Source organism: Pseudomonas sp. CH61 (assembly GCF_059429415.1).
In genome coordinates this window covers 881,692-897,366 of the sequence record NZ_CM182098.1, presented here as the reverse complement: position 1 = coordinate 897,366, position 15,675 = coordinate 881,692, and the positions used below count along the sequence as shown (strand labels likewise).

Below are 15,675 nucleotides of genomic sequence, written 5' to 3'. Positions count from 1 at the left end.
GATGCTTTAGGTATTCAGCGACTTGGAAGTGCTTTGCTGAATCCAGAATTGGCAGGCCCTCACCCTAGCCCTCTCCCAGAGGGAGAGGGAACTGAATGGGGGATGCTTTAGGTATTCAGCGACTTGGAAGTGCTTTGCTGAATCCAGAATTGGCAGGCCCTCACCCTAGCCCTCTCCCAGAGGGAGAGGGAACTGAATGGGGGATGCTTTAGATATTCAGCGACTTGGGAGTGCTTTGCTGAATCCAGAATTGGCAGGCCCTCACCCTAGCCCTCTCCCAGAGGGAGAGGGGACTGAATGGGGGGATGCTCGGGATATTCAGCGACTTGAACGTGCTTTGGTGAATCCATAATCGACTCGGGTTCTCAGGTCGATGTATAGCGCAAGACACCTCGGTCGGCCCCCTCTCCCTCTGGGAGAGGGCTGGGGTGAGGGTAGGCCGCCAATTACATCTCGAATTCCGACTGCAATGCAGCCCGCACGCAATACAGCACGCCCTCCGGCACCCGCCCGGCAAACAGCTCGGCCACTTCGGCGACCGAAGGCAACTCACCTTCGCCATCGAGGAACGCGTCCTGCACTTCACCCATCAACTCTTCAGGCAAATCCAGCGCCTGTTCCAACGACAACTGCTGCTTGCCGATCGCCTCGGCGAGCATGGTGTAAACGTTCTTTTCCGAACACTGCAACTGACCGGCGATCTGTAGCGGGGTCATGCCCGCGCGAGCCAGGGTGATCAGTTCGTGGCGCACGTCGGCCACCGCTTTCGGTGCCTCGACTTCGCCGCCAAGCACTTCGAGGAAGGCATCGCCATAGCGTTCCAGCTTGCGTGCGCCGACACCGCTGACCCGGGCCATCTCCGCCAGCGAGGTTGGCTGGCTGCGGAGCATTTCCAGCAGCGTCGAGTCGGGGAAGATGACGTACGGTGGCACACCATGCTCTTCGGCCAGTTTGCGGCGCAGCGCGCGCAGGGCTTCCCACTGTTCGCGCTCTTCGCCACGCACCAGTTGGCTGGCCGGGCTCTTGCTGGCGGTTTTGGCGGTGACCTGCGGTTTGAGGTCGCGGCGCAGTTCCAGCGTGACTTCGCCCTTGAGCAATGGCCGGCAACTATCATTCAGACGCAAACCGCCATAGCCTTCGTGGTCGACATCCGCCAGACCGCGCGCGACCAATTGCCGGAACAGCGAGCGCCATTCGCTTTCGCTCAATGCTTTGCCGACGCCGTACACCGACAGGTGTTGATGGCCGAAACTGCGGACTTTTTCGTTTTCCTTGCCCAACAGCACATCGACCAGATGGCCGACGCCATAACGCTGACCGGTGCGGAAAATCGCCGACAATGCCTGACGTGCAGGTTCGGTAGCGTCCCAGGTCTGCACCCCGTCGACGCAGTTGTCGCAATGGCCGCACGGCTCAGTCATGTCTTCATCGAAGTACGCCAGCAGGGTCTGACGACGGCAACGGGTTTCTTCGCACAGCGACAGCATGGCGTCGAGCTTGTGCTGTTCCAGACGTTTATGCCGCTCGTCGCCTTCGGAGTTCTGCAGCATCTGCTTGAGCATCACCACGTCTTGCAGACCGTAGGCCATCCACGCATCCGCCGGCAGCCCGTCACGGCCGCCGCGCCCGGTTTCCTGGTAATACGCCTCAAGGGATTTCGGCAGATCAAGGTGAGCGACGAAGCGCACGTTGGGCTTGTCGATGCCCATGCCAAAGGCCACCGTGGCGACCATGATCAGGCCTTCCTCGTTGAGGAAGCGCTTCTGGTTGAAGGCACGCAGATCGTTGGGCAGACCGGCGTGATACGGCAGCGCAGGGAAGCCCTGCTCGCTCAGAAACGTTGCGACTTCTTCGACTTTCTTGCGCGACAGGCAATAGACAATGCCGGCATCGCTGCGCCGCTCGGCCAAAAACGCCAGCAACTGTTTGCGTGGCTGCTCCTTGGGCACGATGCGGTAAAAGATATTCGGGCGGTCGAAGCTCGACAGGAAGCGCTCGGCATTCTGCAAATGCAGGCGGGTGACGATTTCTTCGCGGGTGCGCTTGTCGGCGGTGGCGGTCAGGGCGATGCGCGGCACGTCGGGAAACATCTCGGCCAACTGGCCCAGTTGCAGGTATTCCGGACGGAAGTCGTGGCCCCACTGCGACACGCAGTGCGCTTCGTCGATGGCGAACAGGGCGATGTTCAGACCTTGCAGGAACGACAGCATGCGCGGCTGCACCAGGCGCTCCGGCGCCAGATACAACATTTTCACTTCGCCACGCTTGATCCGTGCGGCGAGGTCGCGCTGCTGTTCGGCGCTCAAGGTGGAGTTCAGCGCGGCAGCGGCCACACCCAGTTCTTCGAGGGTAGCGACCTGATCGTCCATCAGCGCGATCAGTGGCGACACCACCACCGCGAGGCCATCGCGCAACAGCGCCGGCACCTGAAAGCACAGGGACTTGCCGCCACCGGTAGGCATCAGCACCAGCGCATCACCGCCGCTGGCCACGCGCTCAATGATCGCACCCTGACGGCCACGGAAACTGTCGTAGCCGAAGATGTCCTTGAGGACGCGTTGAGCCTGTTCGAGCATAAAAACTCCAAAAATCTACCGATACATCCCTGCGCAGGCTGGTTCAGAACAGCCGGGGCTGCTTAAACAAAACGTAAGAACGCATTACGTGACACGCGTAATGCGGGCAGGGATCGCAAAACGCGGCAGTATACCCGAGGCCTCCCCTGCGCAGGGTGCCGCTGATAAGACACAGATAAATCCCCTGTGGGAGCGAGCCTGCTCGCGAATACGCTGGGTCAGTCAAGACAAAGCTGCCTGATACGCCGCTTTCGCGAGCAGGCTCGCTCCCACAGGATTTGTATGCAGCCCGGCAATTGCGGCAAATCTGCCATGCGGCTGGCTTGAGCGCGCAAGAAGGCCTAGAATTCCCGCATTGTTTATTCCCCAAGGTAGCCCCGTAATGTCCTTCGCTGAGCAACTGACCCGCCTGCAAGTTTTCCTCGACGCCGACGAGCTGCATGACGAGGCGCTGGATTACGTGGCCGCTCACGGCTACCTGACCGCGCTGTCGATCTGCGCTGAAGACGTACCGGAGCGTGAGTGGATCGACGCCCTGTTCGCCGAAGAGCCGCATTACAGCAGCGACGCCCAGCGCGAAGAGATCGAAGCCACCCTGATCGGCCTCAAGGCGCACATCGCCCGTCAACTGGCCTCGGATGAAGAATTCGAGCTGCCATGCGAACTGGATCTGGGCGACGAGCCGGACGATTCCGAACTGCGCGGCTGGTGCATCGGTTTCATGGAAGGCGTGTTCCTGCGTGAAGCGGCCTGGTTCGAAACCGCCGAAGAAGAAGTCAGCGAAATGCTCCTGCCGATCATGGTCGGTTCGGGCCTGTTCGACGAACAGCCGGAATTCGAAGACATCGCCAAAGACGCCAACCTGATGGACGACATGATCGTGCAGATCCCGGAAGCCCTCACCGCGCTGTACCTGCTGTGCCAGGCGCCTGACGAAAAACCGGCGATCCTCAAGCCACGTCACCACTAAGATCCAGCCTATGGACAACCCCATAGGCAACCGCCCCCTGATGTTGCGCTACTTCTTGCTGGCCGTCGGCTGGCTCAGCGTGGCATTGGGGGTGATCGGGATTTTCCTGCCCGTCCTGCCCACCACCCCTTTCCTTCTGCTCGCCGCAGCCTGCTTCGCGCGCAGCTCTCCGCGTTTTTATCAATGGCTGGTCGAGCATCCACGACTCGGGCCATGGATCCGCGATTACCTCGATGGCAACGGCATTCCGCTCAAGGGCAAGGTCTACGCGATCGGGCTGATGTGGGCGAGCATTCTGCTCTCGTGTTACCTGGTGCCACTGCCGTGGGCGCGGGGGTTCATGTTGACCAGCGCGGTGTTGGTGACGGTTTATATCGTGCGGCAAAAGACACTTCGCAAGCCTTGAACGCCGCTGAATGGCGAGCGGAAAACGGCGCCTGGTTGATACCACTCGTCTGATTCCCCCACGCACCTGTCAGATCTGACAGGTGCGCAAATCGATCCACACAGGTTCAATCACTCCATCAACCGACTGGAGTGCATTTCCATGTTCGCCAACGCCCCCGAGCCTGAAAGCGCTCTGATCCTCACTGAGCCTGACTTCAGCGGTCGTCCCCACGCGACGCCTGAATTCCCTTCAAGAGGACTTGCCTGATGCCTTCTCACAAGAATTTCCGCTTCCCTCCCCTCACGGAAAGCAACACAACACTGGCACTCCGTCCCCTGCTGATTCCAGGAATGCACGAGCCGGTGCAGGATGGCGATGGCGGTATCAATATCCAGACCGCCACCAGCGACCCTGACGGCTTGCAGTGCGTCATCAACCCTTATGGGCACCCCATGAGCGAGGGTGACAAACTCGAGATTTATTGCAACGGCACGAAAGTGTGCGAACGATTCGTCGAGGCCGACGAAGTCAACCAGCGGGTGTTCTTCCATCTACCGACGCCCACAGAATCGGGGTGGCTTGAAAACTGCCACTATGTGCTGACCCGCGTGGGCACAACTGTACCCGACCCGCCCTCGGCGGCCTTGCGGATATGGGTCAAGCTTTACAAGCCGGGTGACTTCGACAGGGACCCGCAAGATCCCGACGGCCATTCACGGCTGGCCATCGTGCAACTGCCGCCCGAGCTGGTCCAACAGGACGTGATAGACGCCGAATGGGCCAAAAGAGGTGTGCGGGCCACAATCCCTCATTATGTGTTTAGCACGCGCAACGATCAGGTCCGTTTACAGTTGGGCGACTACTGGCTCCCCGCGCACCGCATCACGCAGGCGCAAGCCGAAGGCCAGCAACCGATCGAAATCCTCATCGATCAAGACGCCATTCTCGGGGCCGGCGACGGTCTCGAACGGGAAATCAAATACTTCATCAATGACGAAGTCTGGAACTGGGCCGACCGCCACTCAAAACGCACCTCCATCGAGGTGGACGCGGGCGGTTGGCGCCTGGAGGCCCCCATCATCAAGGACGCCGTCAACGGCGTCATTACCATCAGGGATTTGAACAAACTGCCGGTGACGATCCAGATCCCTGTCAGCAGCCCGGAATTCGCTGTGGGCGACAGCGTGAAAATGACCTTCATCGGCACGCCGCCAAATAACGCTGAGCCGATCATCTGCAGAGAAACCCGCGTCATTGACAACGTCCCCTCGGTGATGGAAATCCCGGTGCCCTATGAGTTGATCAGGGCCATCGCCCGGGGTCGCGCCGATGCGTCGTATATCCTCTACAAAAAGGCCGGTGGCGACCCGCTGTCTTCCAAGCGCGCCTTTGCGGATGTAGACGGCGACGTCAACATCCTCCCGGAACCGAGCATTCGAGAATTGATAGGCGATACCCTCGAACCGGACGAGCTTTACGCCACTGTCGAAGTGCGCTACGACATGAAAAATGGCGACTTGATCTGTCTGAGATGGACCGGCATCAAGTCCAATGGCGATGACTATCTGCATGAAGTTCCGCATATCGTCAGCGACAACGAAGCCAAGGAAGGCCTGGTCACGTTCTACATCGATGCCGAGCACATCATCGTGCTTGATAAAGGCAGGCTCGACGTTTACTACGTGGTCGCGAACGATGCACCCGGCCTCCTCGACATCCGGGAATCCGAACGGCTGCTGGCCAAGGTCGATAAGATCCGGGCGACGCTGCCCAAACCTGTCGTCGAGGAGGCCGATCCGCCGGATGTACTGGATCCGTCGAAGGTGTTCGATATTGTCCATGTACTGATCGCCGAAGCGAACACCCTCAAAGGTGATGTACTGACTTATTACTGGCGCAGTCTCAATCCCTTTGCCAGTACCAGCGACTGGTTGCCCATCACCACAGTCACTGCTGGTCAACCGGTACGGTTTCCGGTGGATGCAGAGTTTGTGGCGAACAATATCGGCCAATACGTGAAAGTGCGCTACGTGTTATTGCGTGCCTCGAACAAACAGTACGAGTACTCGGACACGCTCAATTTGCTCATAGGCGAACTCGTCGGCGAGTTGCCGCCGCCCGAGGTGGTACAGGCACCCGACAAGACGCTCAACCCAATGGACGGGTTGAATGGCGTAGACATCAACGCCAGTTACTCCAGCATGAACCCGGACCGGGACACGATCCGTTTAAAGTGGTTAGGAACGCCCGGCGCAGGCACCTCTGATGATCTGGAGTTGCCGGGCAGTGCCACTGGCACCGTTCAATTCCATTTACCCCATTCGGTGGTCGGCGCCAATATTGGTAGAAGAGTGTCAGTTGAATATGAAGTAACGCGATACACCATCACAACGCCTTCGCAAATGCTGGACTTGTATGTTTCAGACTTCCAGGACCCCGAAAACGAACTGCCCCACCCGCAAATACCTCAGGCACAGAACAATGTCCTCGATCTGATGACCTTCAGCGGGGATGCAAAAGCACTGCTCGCGACATGGCCCTACATTGCATTGAAACAGCGCCTCTGGTTCTACCTGACAGGACAAACCACCTCAGGCGCCCCACTGACTCTCCCACTGATCACCGGTCTGGAAATAACCCCGACGCAAGTCAGCAACGGATTGAGCGAGACCTTGCTTAGAAGCGAGCTGATGAAACTGGGCCATTCCACACCCGCCAACGTGATCTGCAAAGTGGCCTTCGATGGCGATATCAAGGAGGACAACGCCTGCATCTTTCCACAACTGCCCTTGACCATCAGAACCCGCTACGACTACGTGCAACCGGTCATCACCGGCGTGACGGACTCGCGGGGCGATGTCGAAGAAGCCGGCAAAACCCGCGATGAAAAGGTCACCGTCACCGGCACGGCCACCCGGGGCGAATCGGTCGAGCTGTTCGATAATGCGACGGTATCAATGGGCACCGCGCTGGTGGGAGCCGACAGTATCTGGCGCCGCGAGATCGGTGCATTGACCGAGAAACCCTACAGCATCACCGCCAAGGCCCTGTATGACGCCGACCCGGTGTCCAGCCCGCCCAGAACGTTCACCGTCAAATTCGCCCAGACCCCGGAAATTCTCTCGGTTACTGACTCGCGAGGAACCGTCGCTGAAGGGGCGACCACCTATGACAACAGTGTCCTGGTGGCTGGCAGCGCGACGCCAAACCTGCAGATTCAGTTACAGGAGAATAATCAGCCAGGCCCAACCCTTGATGTCGGTGACAAGGGCAACTGGAACCACCGCTTCAACAACCTCAAAGTGCAGCCCTACAGCATCGTTGCCAAGGCTTTATACGATATCGATCCCGCGCTGAGCCCGCCGCGAACATTCAACGTGGCACAAGCGGTTACGCCGACGATTTCCAGGGTCAGTGATATCCGCGGTGAAATCGCCCTCAATGGCACCACTTACTACCGAACCGTCACCCTGACGGGCAAGGCCAGTCCGAATGAAAAGATTATTCTGCGCAACGCCGACACGGCCATCGATACGATAGATGTCACCGGCAGCGGCGATTGGGGATACGTTTTCAATAACCTGAGCCCGTCGACCACTTACCGCCTCACCGCGCGGGGCGACTATGGCAGCAATCCAGAGTCCAGCCCGCCCAGAGTCTTTTCTGTTGCAGCCTTTGTTTCACCGACGATTACCACGGTCACAGACTCGGTCGGCGCGGTGGGGCCGAATGAAACGACTTATGACAACGCGGTCACCGTCAAAGGCGAAGCCACCCCGCGCGAGCAGATCCAGATGTACAACAAAGGCACTGCCGTCGGTTCGCCGGTCAACGTCAATGCCGATAAACAATGGACGGCGTCTGTCACTGGTTTGACGATCGGCGACCAAAGCCTCAAGGCCCGGGCCTTGTATGCCGCGGTTCCGGTGGAAAGCCCGGCGCGAGACTTCAAAGTCGCCGCGCACATCGCGCCGACGTTGACGTCTGTGCATGACGGCATCAGTGAAATCGGCAATGGCGGGCAAACCAAAAGCACTTCGGTGACCCTGCGCGGTACGGTCACCCCGAATCATCAGGTCCAGATTTACGACAACAACAGCCCAAGGCACACGGTGACTGCCGTGGGCAGCGCCTGGAACACTACCTTGTCGGTGGGTTTGCACGGGCATGCGGTGAAAGTAAGAGCGGTGAGTACTCAGCAGGACTCCAATACGCGGAACTTCACTGTGATCTCGCCGATTCCGCCGCTGAATTTCAATACGGCCAGCGTGACATTGAGTGGCAGGTGTTACCTCATTCCTGGCTGGAATGCATATCCAAATTTTGGTCCGGGCACATATGTACAGCACACGGCAAACGGCGGCGTCCCCCCCTATCGTTACTCGTCGAGTAACAACAATGTCGCTGCAGTAGAAGACGGTTCAGGGTTGGTGACTGTCAGAGGTAATGGGGTCGCAACGATCACTGTCATAGACAACGCAAGCCAGTCCAAGGGCTACAACGTTCATGTCACAGGGGTGAAATTCGTTGTGGGACTGGACGGTGGAACCTGGAACACCATCAGAGACAGGGCAGCAGCCCGAGGAAAGCGATTGCCGTCAATGGGTGAGTTGCGGGAAATCCATAACGCTTGGGGTGGCCGTTGGCCGATGGGGAACTATTGGTACTGGGCCGCTGACTCCGCAGGTGGCTGGCCATGGCCTCGGTACTGGTTCAAAAATCTGGTCAATGGAGAAGAAGGGCACCACCAGTTCAATGGATCATGCCTGGGAGTTGGCATTGACCCTTAGAAATGAAAAACGCCTCACAAATCGTGAGGCGCATTCATCAGGGAGCACCCTGATGGCTTTTTTACCAAAAGTACCGCAACCCCAGATTCACCCCGTAAGGCTGTTCAATATGCTTCCCCTTGGCATAATCCAGGTCGAAGTGCATCTGCCACCGCTGGGACATCGCCACCGCCACCCCCGCACCAAACTCCGCCCGGGAACCTGACAGGTCATTATTGAACACGTTGTTGTTGACCTTCACTTCGTTGTTCGACGCGAACTCATGAGCAACCGCCGCGCTCACATAAGGCTGGGCGACTGCGCCGTTAGCGAAACCGAAGTTACGCCCGAATGTAGCACCGGCCTTGCCGAGCAGTGAGCGCATGCGATCACCGTCGGCGTCCATGTCGTTGTCCAGCGTGTAGTGTTTGCCCTGGATCTGCACGGCCGACAGTTGCACGGACGGTTCGACGAAGTAGCCGTTCGCCAGTTTGATATGCCGACCGAACTCGGCGGAACCGCCTACCCCCCAGTTGTCGTAATCACCTTTGGTGCGGCTGCCGTCGCTCAGGTTGACCTTGGACTCGTTGCGAAAGCGGTTGAACTTGAGCACGCCGTCAAAGTAATAACCGGTATCACTGTCGAGCCAGGTGACATAAGGCCCGACGTAGTAACTTTTCACCGTTCCCGACGTACCGCGATTGAGGTCCAGATCGGACTCGCTCGTGCCGGCGAGCACCCCGACCAGCACCTGGCTTTCGCCCACCCGGGCATCGGCGCCAAGGGACAAACCCTGTTGCGTCTGCTGATAACCCACGCCCGAGCCATCGGCAACGTTGTACTTGTTACCGTAGGTGCGGATCCAGCCGCCGGCCTGGCCACCGTTGAAACGCAATTCGCCCATGCGGCTGCGCAACGAACTCAACTCGCCGTACCAGACGGTCGGGGCTGTGTTGAACAAGGCCAGTACCGAGCGCGCGCCGGGGCTGATGACTTCGGTGGTCGGGTCGAGAAACCACTCCTTCGCGCCTCCCTCGATTTCCCGACTGGCCAGGCCGTAGGACCATGTGCCGACATCCACTCTCTGATCGCCGGCCAGCGCAAAATTCGCTCCATCGGTTGTACCAGTACGCACCAGCGTCAATTGCTGAGGCGACGCCGCATCCAGCCCCGAAGCCTGCACAGCGAGATCGAACTGCCCCTCTGACTGACCAAGGACATTGAGGAAATCCCTCTGCCCGCTGGCAAAATCACCTTTCATCTCAAACGTGCCGGTACCGGCGAGTGAGCCGACCGTCAGTTCAAAGTACGTCGCGGGTGCCTGCGCTGCGCCGAAAACAACCCGACCGCCCTCCAGGCGCATTGCGCCAACAAAGTCATCGCCAGTCAGGGTCCAGTTTGAATTGTCATTGATGTTGACGCTGGCGACCTTGTCCAGGCGACCGGTGAATTGCGACTGGTTCTGCAGGGTGACGTTGGCCGTCGAGCCGTCCTCAACCAGCATGTCTCCGGTCATATGGCCTCGGTCGAAAATGAAATCAGCCGTGCTGGCACCCGTCACTGAAAAGTTGCCAATCAACGTACTGTTGCCAACCTTTACAGCGGCGGTCGAAGCCTCTTGAACCGCCAGCAATTGATTAGCGCTACCTTGCAAAGTGGAGTTGTTCAGCACCTCGATGATGACGTTTGCACCACCGGCAACCTCTATCGCCGGCCCATTGCGCCCCTCTACACTGGCACCGTCCAGTACCAGCGTATTGCTGCCTGAAACGGACGAGTCATTGACCATCCGCACACCCGCCCGGTCGCCGCTGATACGAGTACCGTCTGTAGCGTGCACTTCACCGCCGATCATATTCAGGCCGACACTGCCCGCGGCCTGTCCCGTCACTTCACTGTCGATCAGTGTCAGGTTGCTTAACGCGGTTATCTGTATCCCGGCTTCGCCCCCCCTGAATTGACTGTCAGTCGCGGTGACAGTCGACCCTTGCGTCGAAGAGAAAGATCGATTGACCATCATTGCTATCGAGTCGCTGGTGACATCGGCCTGCACAAGATTGCCTCGACTGGCCGTGATGGAAATCCCCTCAATGCCACTTTCAGCATTCACCGTGGCGCCATTGATGTTCAGCGTCGATCCGGAAATCACATTCAGGGTATGAGTCATGGCCTGGGCAAGATTCAGTACTCCGTTATTGCGCACCAGGTAATCAGTGGGCGGCACTGTCGAGTCCACATCCAGCGTACTGTTATCGACGATGACCGCGAACGCAGGTGACCCCAACATACAAAATGCCGGTATCGCTACCAGCATTCGAAAGCTTCCGCTGGAAGCGATTCTGCAGAATGAAAAGACTTCGGGTTTCATGATTGACTATCCTTCGATTAATTAACTCCGGCAAATTTGTTTACCCGCCAGACAATTCAGCGTCGAACGATACCGATTGCCACAACCCAACCAACGTAGGATTTTTCTGAAGTTCACAGGGTAAAAGTCCTTAAAAAAATAGTAACCATTTCCACTGGCTACTCGTTACATATTTAAAAAGGAAGGTACATGCAGTACCTTCCCTTGCGACTTCAGCACCTTCTTAAGGCAGGGGGCATGAACCACCCGCCGGATCAACCATATAAACCCTTACCACATGTTCTGCAGACGGTGTGTCGCGCCCATCAATAACAGCCGAGTAGCTTATGCCTCCCCACGCGTTTTCCGTGGTCAGGATCGCCGGATCATAGGGAACCTTTACAATGAACCCGGCGGTTGCTTCCTGACTGGAGGGGGTGTAGGTAACTTTGGCTTCGGTACCGGGTTTAGTTGTGCTTCCGTTGTCACTGTAGCCTTGATAAGTGAACGTCAATACCTGATCTGCCAATTGAGGCTCGCCCCCCGCGACCAACACTTCTACTACAACGCCGGCAACGCTATCCCTTCGCAAAGACAAGCAATTCAGCAAGCCGAAGTCGTCATCGAGGTGTTGGAACTTCACCTCCGGGACGACACCGTCACGAATGAGTACATCAACATCCGTCGCGAGCGAAACATCCACGTTATCGTTTACATCGTGGCTGATTACATAATGGGTCTTGATCGGATTACCGTTACCTGCGTCCTCGAAAACCCTCCATAGAACAGTCCATTCCAATTCGGCTGGAGGCGGAGCACCGATTGTTACAACCCCGCCGTCTAACTCGCTTACCGGCTCACCTTTCCAGTAAAGTTGTGCCTTGTCATTCTCCTTGGCCCCGGTGTAGAGCGCAGCCTTTACACTTACCGGGCCGGTGTTATCAGCCTCCCTCAACTGATTGGGAGCCCCGCCAGCGGCGCCTTGTACTGACACTGTTGGCAGATCAGGGTTAGGGTTGCCTGGCTTGTCTGGATCTATTGGCGCGCCTGGCTTGCGCAAATCCACGCTAATGTTGTTCAGCTCGACCGGAACAAGAGGATGAGCGACACCCTTGCGCCGTATCTGATAACTGGCTTTAACAGTCTTCAGGCCGGCATTGCCGTTGAAGACATCGCGGAAGGGCACATTGACATAAAAAGGAAACCCGGGAATCGTGATAGCCGACTGTAACTGGCCATCCCAAGTGACTTCCAACTGATCGCCATCAATGAAGTTGGTGTATTTATCTTTAATCCCGACGCCAATCGGCTGCTGAGCATCTTCCAGATCAATCAGGTTGTCGCTATACAGGGGAATATCCAGCGGCCGCAAATCTGCAGGAGGATCTGTCAGCGTGACGTTCAAGCGTTTATAAGGTGAATGAAGGCTTTTATTGCCCTTGCGATCCGTCACCTGCCAATAAATAGCCCTTACTCCCTCTTCATCGTCCAGCATTGCCGCGGTCAGTCGAAATTCCAGAGGCGTAGTCAGATCCGTACGCGTAAGGGATCCAATCAACGTCGGCAAAGGTACGGAAGTGCCAATAAAACAATCAACCTTATCATTGAGCATGTTGCCGGCATATTCCTCAATAGTTATCAGCACATGACCATTATCGTCGAGATATTTTTTAGTGATACCGTCACGCTCTACTTCGGGTGGAACAATGACCTCTGTTATCGGCAGCGGCGCAGTTCTGTCAACATTAATCTCAACGGGTGTTACGACACCGATGTTCCCGCCTTGACTGAGGTAGTAGCTCAATTCATGTTTACCCTCTTTGTCGGTCAGGTTGGCCGGCAGCGTCATAGGGATCAAGAGAATGGCAGAGTCAAGAGGCGTGCTGTAGCTATATCGCGTTTGTGGCAACCTCGTGCCATTCCACATCAGATCAATAAGCCCCGACACGGAGGGCGTATCACCTGCTCGTGGAGGCCGAGGCACATTTACTTTCAATACCAAGCCCTGTAATGAAAGCGGAACCTGATTCTTGCCATCACCATCTTGATTCGGCAGCAAGGGATTATCAGGGTGTATTTGAGGGGGCTCTGCATCCATCTGCGGGGCTGCAAGGCGGATTCTCATGTAATCCAGTCGACTTTGCTGTGCAGAGTTGAGTTTTTTATAAACGGTCATTTTATCGCTCCTGGAGAGGACGCCCACGCATACGCAACCACGCAGGCATACGTTTGGCACTGGTTAAACTTCTTGTCACTGAAAGGCATTACTTGAGTCAGACACGAGAAACGTGAAATTCAGGAACTGCTTATTTCAACAAGCCTGGCAACTTCGCAGACAAGTGTTCTGCAAACTTTTGACCCCATCCGGAATTCTCGCAGGGCGAACCGCAGTAATCCTCGCCCTCCTTATCGGAGCAGACAATACCGCTGGGCAGGGTTCTATTAATAATGACGAATTCCTCTTTTGAACTGCCCACGCCGCCCTTGGCTTTCTTAAGTGTGTAATGACACAGTGCAGAGCCGTCATCCACCATAGGGGCAATCAAACGTTCAAAGTCCGCGACATGCACTTCAAAACCATCACGCGCTTGCGCGTCACTCAATATCGTGGGGAACTTGTCTGTCACTCCGGGAATAGGTTCAGAACCATTCAGTCCTTTACATCCTTGCCAATGCAGAGTCACTTCATCATCTTTGTCGAAGGCGGCATTCCCGTCGATTTTCACCCAGACCCCTTTCCACAGTCGCGGACATGCACAACAGTCAAGAACACCATTTTTGTTCGCATGCGGAAAGGATGGCTCCTTCAGGTTTTCGATCACCACAATCGATACATTGACTGATGTTGTCAGAGCCTGTTGCAGATTGACGTTGTTGCTGGTCGTGTAATAGACCGGTAATGCAGGGTTCTCCCGGTCCTGGTCAATGATCGACCAAGGAATGGTGAACGGCACTTGCTTACCGGCTACATCACCGGGCTGGACGATATATTGTGCTGCAGGGGTGGCGATTGCTCCCCAGAACAGTCTGATTGTCTGCCCGGCAAGTGGCGCATCAAACAGCGCGAGAATCCCTTCGGCAGGCTCGCCAAAATCATCCGACGTCAGCGTGTTGAGGCGTTTCGAATTGACGCCGTATATTTCTACTTTTGCCAGATCAGGGTTGAGTAATGCCGGGGCATTGGCGTGGTCCTGCCCTGCGAGGGTCAGATCCACGGCGACCCGGGTTCCCAGAGAAGGTTGTGTGGTGCCTGAAGGACGTCGCACTTTGTAAGTCACCGACGCCGTCAAGGGCCCCAGCCCCTTAGCTGTCAGGGCTGACCAAGGCACTGGCACGACCACGGGAAAGCGGGAAGGATCAACCGGCACCGGCGCTAGCAGTGTGTCATACCAGTCGAGCAGAATTTCGTTGTCACTACCTGGATTGTCATAACGATCGATTTCTACCGTCACGGCACCCTGAGCCACCGCACCTTCACGGGCATGCTGGCGGTCAATCAACCCTCGGTCCGACAACGGCACGCGAGGCGGTTTGAGATTTCCGGGCGCCGGGAGCAGATCGACAAACAGTTGCAACAGTTCTGATCTGGGGCCTTTATTACCCGCCCAGTCTCGTAGACGGTAGTAGATATAACGGGGCCCCTCACCCCGATCACGAATGTCCTGTTCGCGCATGGTGATAAACAGTTCATCAAGGTCAATGTCTGTCTGACTGAATTCCTGTTCATCAATCTCGGTTTCCGAGTCGGAAGGTTTATCCGTATCGGTCCAGAAATAAATGGCTCTGTCCCGGGCTTGTATTCCCACATAACTGCGCACTTGAAAACGAACCTGTCCATGTTCCTTCAAGTAGTCGTCGGTGATAGCGCCGACGACATCGAGCATTTCCAGCAAGGCGGGTTCCTGACCATCATCCGGGGCCACCCTGTCCACAGTAATACGTTTTTTTTCGGACTCAGCAGGGTTGCCCCCCTGGATCAGGATGTAAGACAGGTCGTAGATGCCATTGTCCAGATAGTCCCTGGGGACTGATACATACTTGTCCCCAGGTTCGATGGGAAAAGGGAACTTAAATTCATTGACTTCGCGAAAGGCATCCCCAAGCGGGCGAAATCCCACTTTGACAATGTCCGGCCCGAGATCAGGATCGGTCGTGAAGTTCCACGCTGGAACAATCAACTGCAGATCACGGTTCAACTCCGTACGCGGCAACAGCCCGTCGGGACTTTCTGCACCGTGTTCGTCCTTGAGAATGACCGGCACTTGCGGAACCGGCAAAGCGGTGACTCCTGATGGTTGCGGATTTGCACTGTGCGGGCCTTGTGTGTGTTCCGAGGGCTGCATGGAGGACGCTCCGCGACAATTAACCAAACGTTGGTGTGCGGTATCAACAGGGTGATACCGCCGCTGCATGGGTTCGATTTAATGCGCAAAGGCGGGCGCTGCCTACTGTCAGAAATTACAGGTTTTGCTACCGTTCGTCGGAATCAATGCTCGTACGCAGGGGGCTTAATCATGTGCGTTTATCAAAAACGTGCAGGCAAAAAATCGAGCTACACGATCTCGCGTCATCGCCTACAGCTACGCCAGAATCCGCCGGGTTGATACAGGTGTGATCAACCGCTG

7 protein-coding genes are annotated in these 15,675 nt (G+C 56.7%); 3 read left to right on the top strand and 4 right to left on the bottom strand.

Translation table 11 applies throughout. The features are described from left to right. Positions 1-446: 446 nt before the first annotated feature. Positions 447-2,576, bottom strand: coding sequence for a DNA helicase RecQ (recQ, locus tag AC5SEM_RS04075; protein WP_495472237.1), 2,130 nt, complete (start codon positions 2,574-2,576; stop codon positions 447-449). 382 nt (positions 2,577-2,958) lie between these two features. Between recQ and AC5SEM_RS04070 the strand changes: the two genes are divergently transcribed. The 3 genes from AC5SEM_RS04070 to AC5SEM_RS04060 all read left to right on the top strand — a co-directional run bounded on the left by AC5SEM_RS04070 (position 2,959) and on the right by AC5SEM_RS04060 (position 8,724). Further along, positions 2,959-3,546 (top strand): UPF0149 family protein, encoded by a 588-nt coding sequence (locus tag AC5SEM_RS04070; RefSeq protein ID WP_016984205.1) that lies wholly within the window; start codon positions 2,959-2,961, stop codon positions 3,544-3,546. Positions 3,547-3,556: 10 nt separating this feature from the next. Further along, complete coding sequence (locus AC5SEM_RS04065) at positions 3,557-3,952, top strand: YbaN family protein (RefSeq protein ID WP_495472236.1); 396 nt, start codon at positions 3,557-3,559, stop codon at positions 3,950-3,952. 248 nt (positions 3,953-4,200) lie between these two features. After that, on the top strand, positions 4,201-8,724 hold the full coding sequence (locus AC5SEM_RS04060; RefSeq protein WP_495472235.1) for an immunoglobulin-like domain-containing protein: 4,524 nt from the start codon (positions 4,201-4,203) through the stop codon (positions 8,722-8,724). 61 nt (positions 8,725-8,785) lie between these two features. Here AC5SEM_RS04060 and AC5SEM_RS04055 read toward each other — a convergent pair whose 3' ends face one another. The 3 genes from AC5SEM_RS04055 to AC5SEM_RS04045 form a co-directional block, all read right to left on the bottom strand. Continuing rightward, positions 8,786-11,071: an autotransporter outer membrane beta-barrel domain-containing protein gene (locus AC5SEM_RS04055; RefSeq protein ID WP_495472234.1), complete on the bottom strand. Its 2,286-nt coding sequence runs from the start codon at positions 11,069-11,071 to the stop codon at positions 8,786-8,788. Between the two features lie 223 nt (positions 11,072-11,294). Beyond that, positions 11,295-13,226, bottom strand: a complete 1,932-nt coding sequence (locus tag AC5SEM_RS04050; RefSeq protein ID WP_495472233.1) for a hypothetical protein — start codon at positions 13,224-13,226, stop codon at positions 11,295-11,297. Between the two features lie 130 nt (positions 13,227-13,356). Next, positions 13,357-15,393 carry a hypothetical protein gene (locus AC5SEM_RS04045; RefSeq protein WP_495472232.1) on the bottom strand — a complete coding sequence of 679 codons (2,037 nt, stop codon included), beginning with the start codon at positions 15,391-15,393 and terminating at the stop codon, positions 13,357-13,359. Positions 15,394-15,675: the final 282 nt, after the last annotated feature.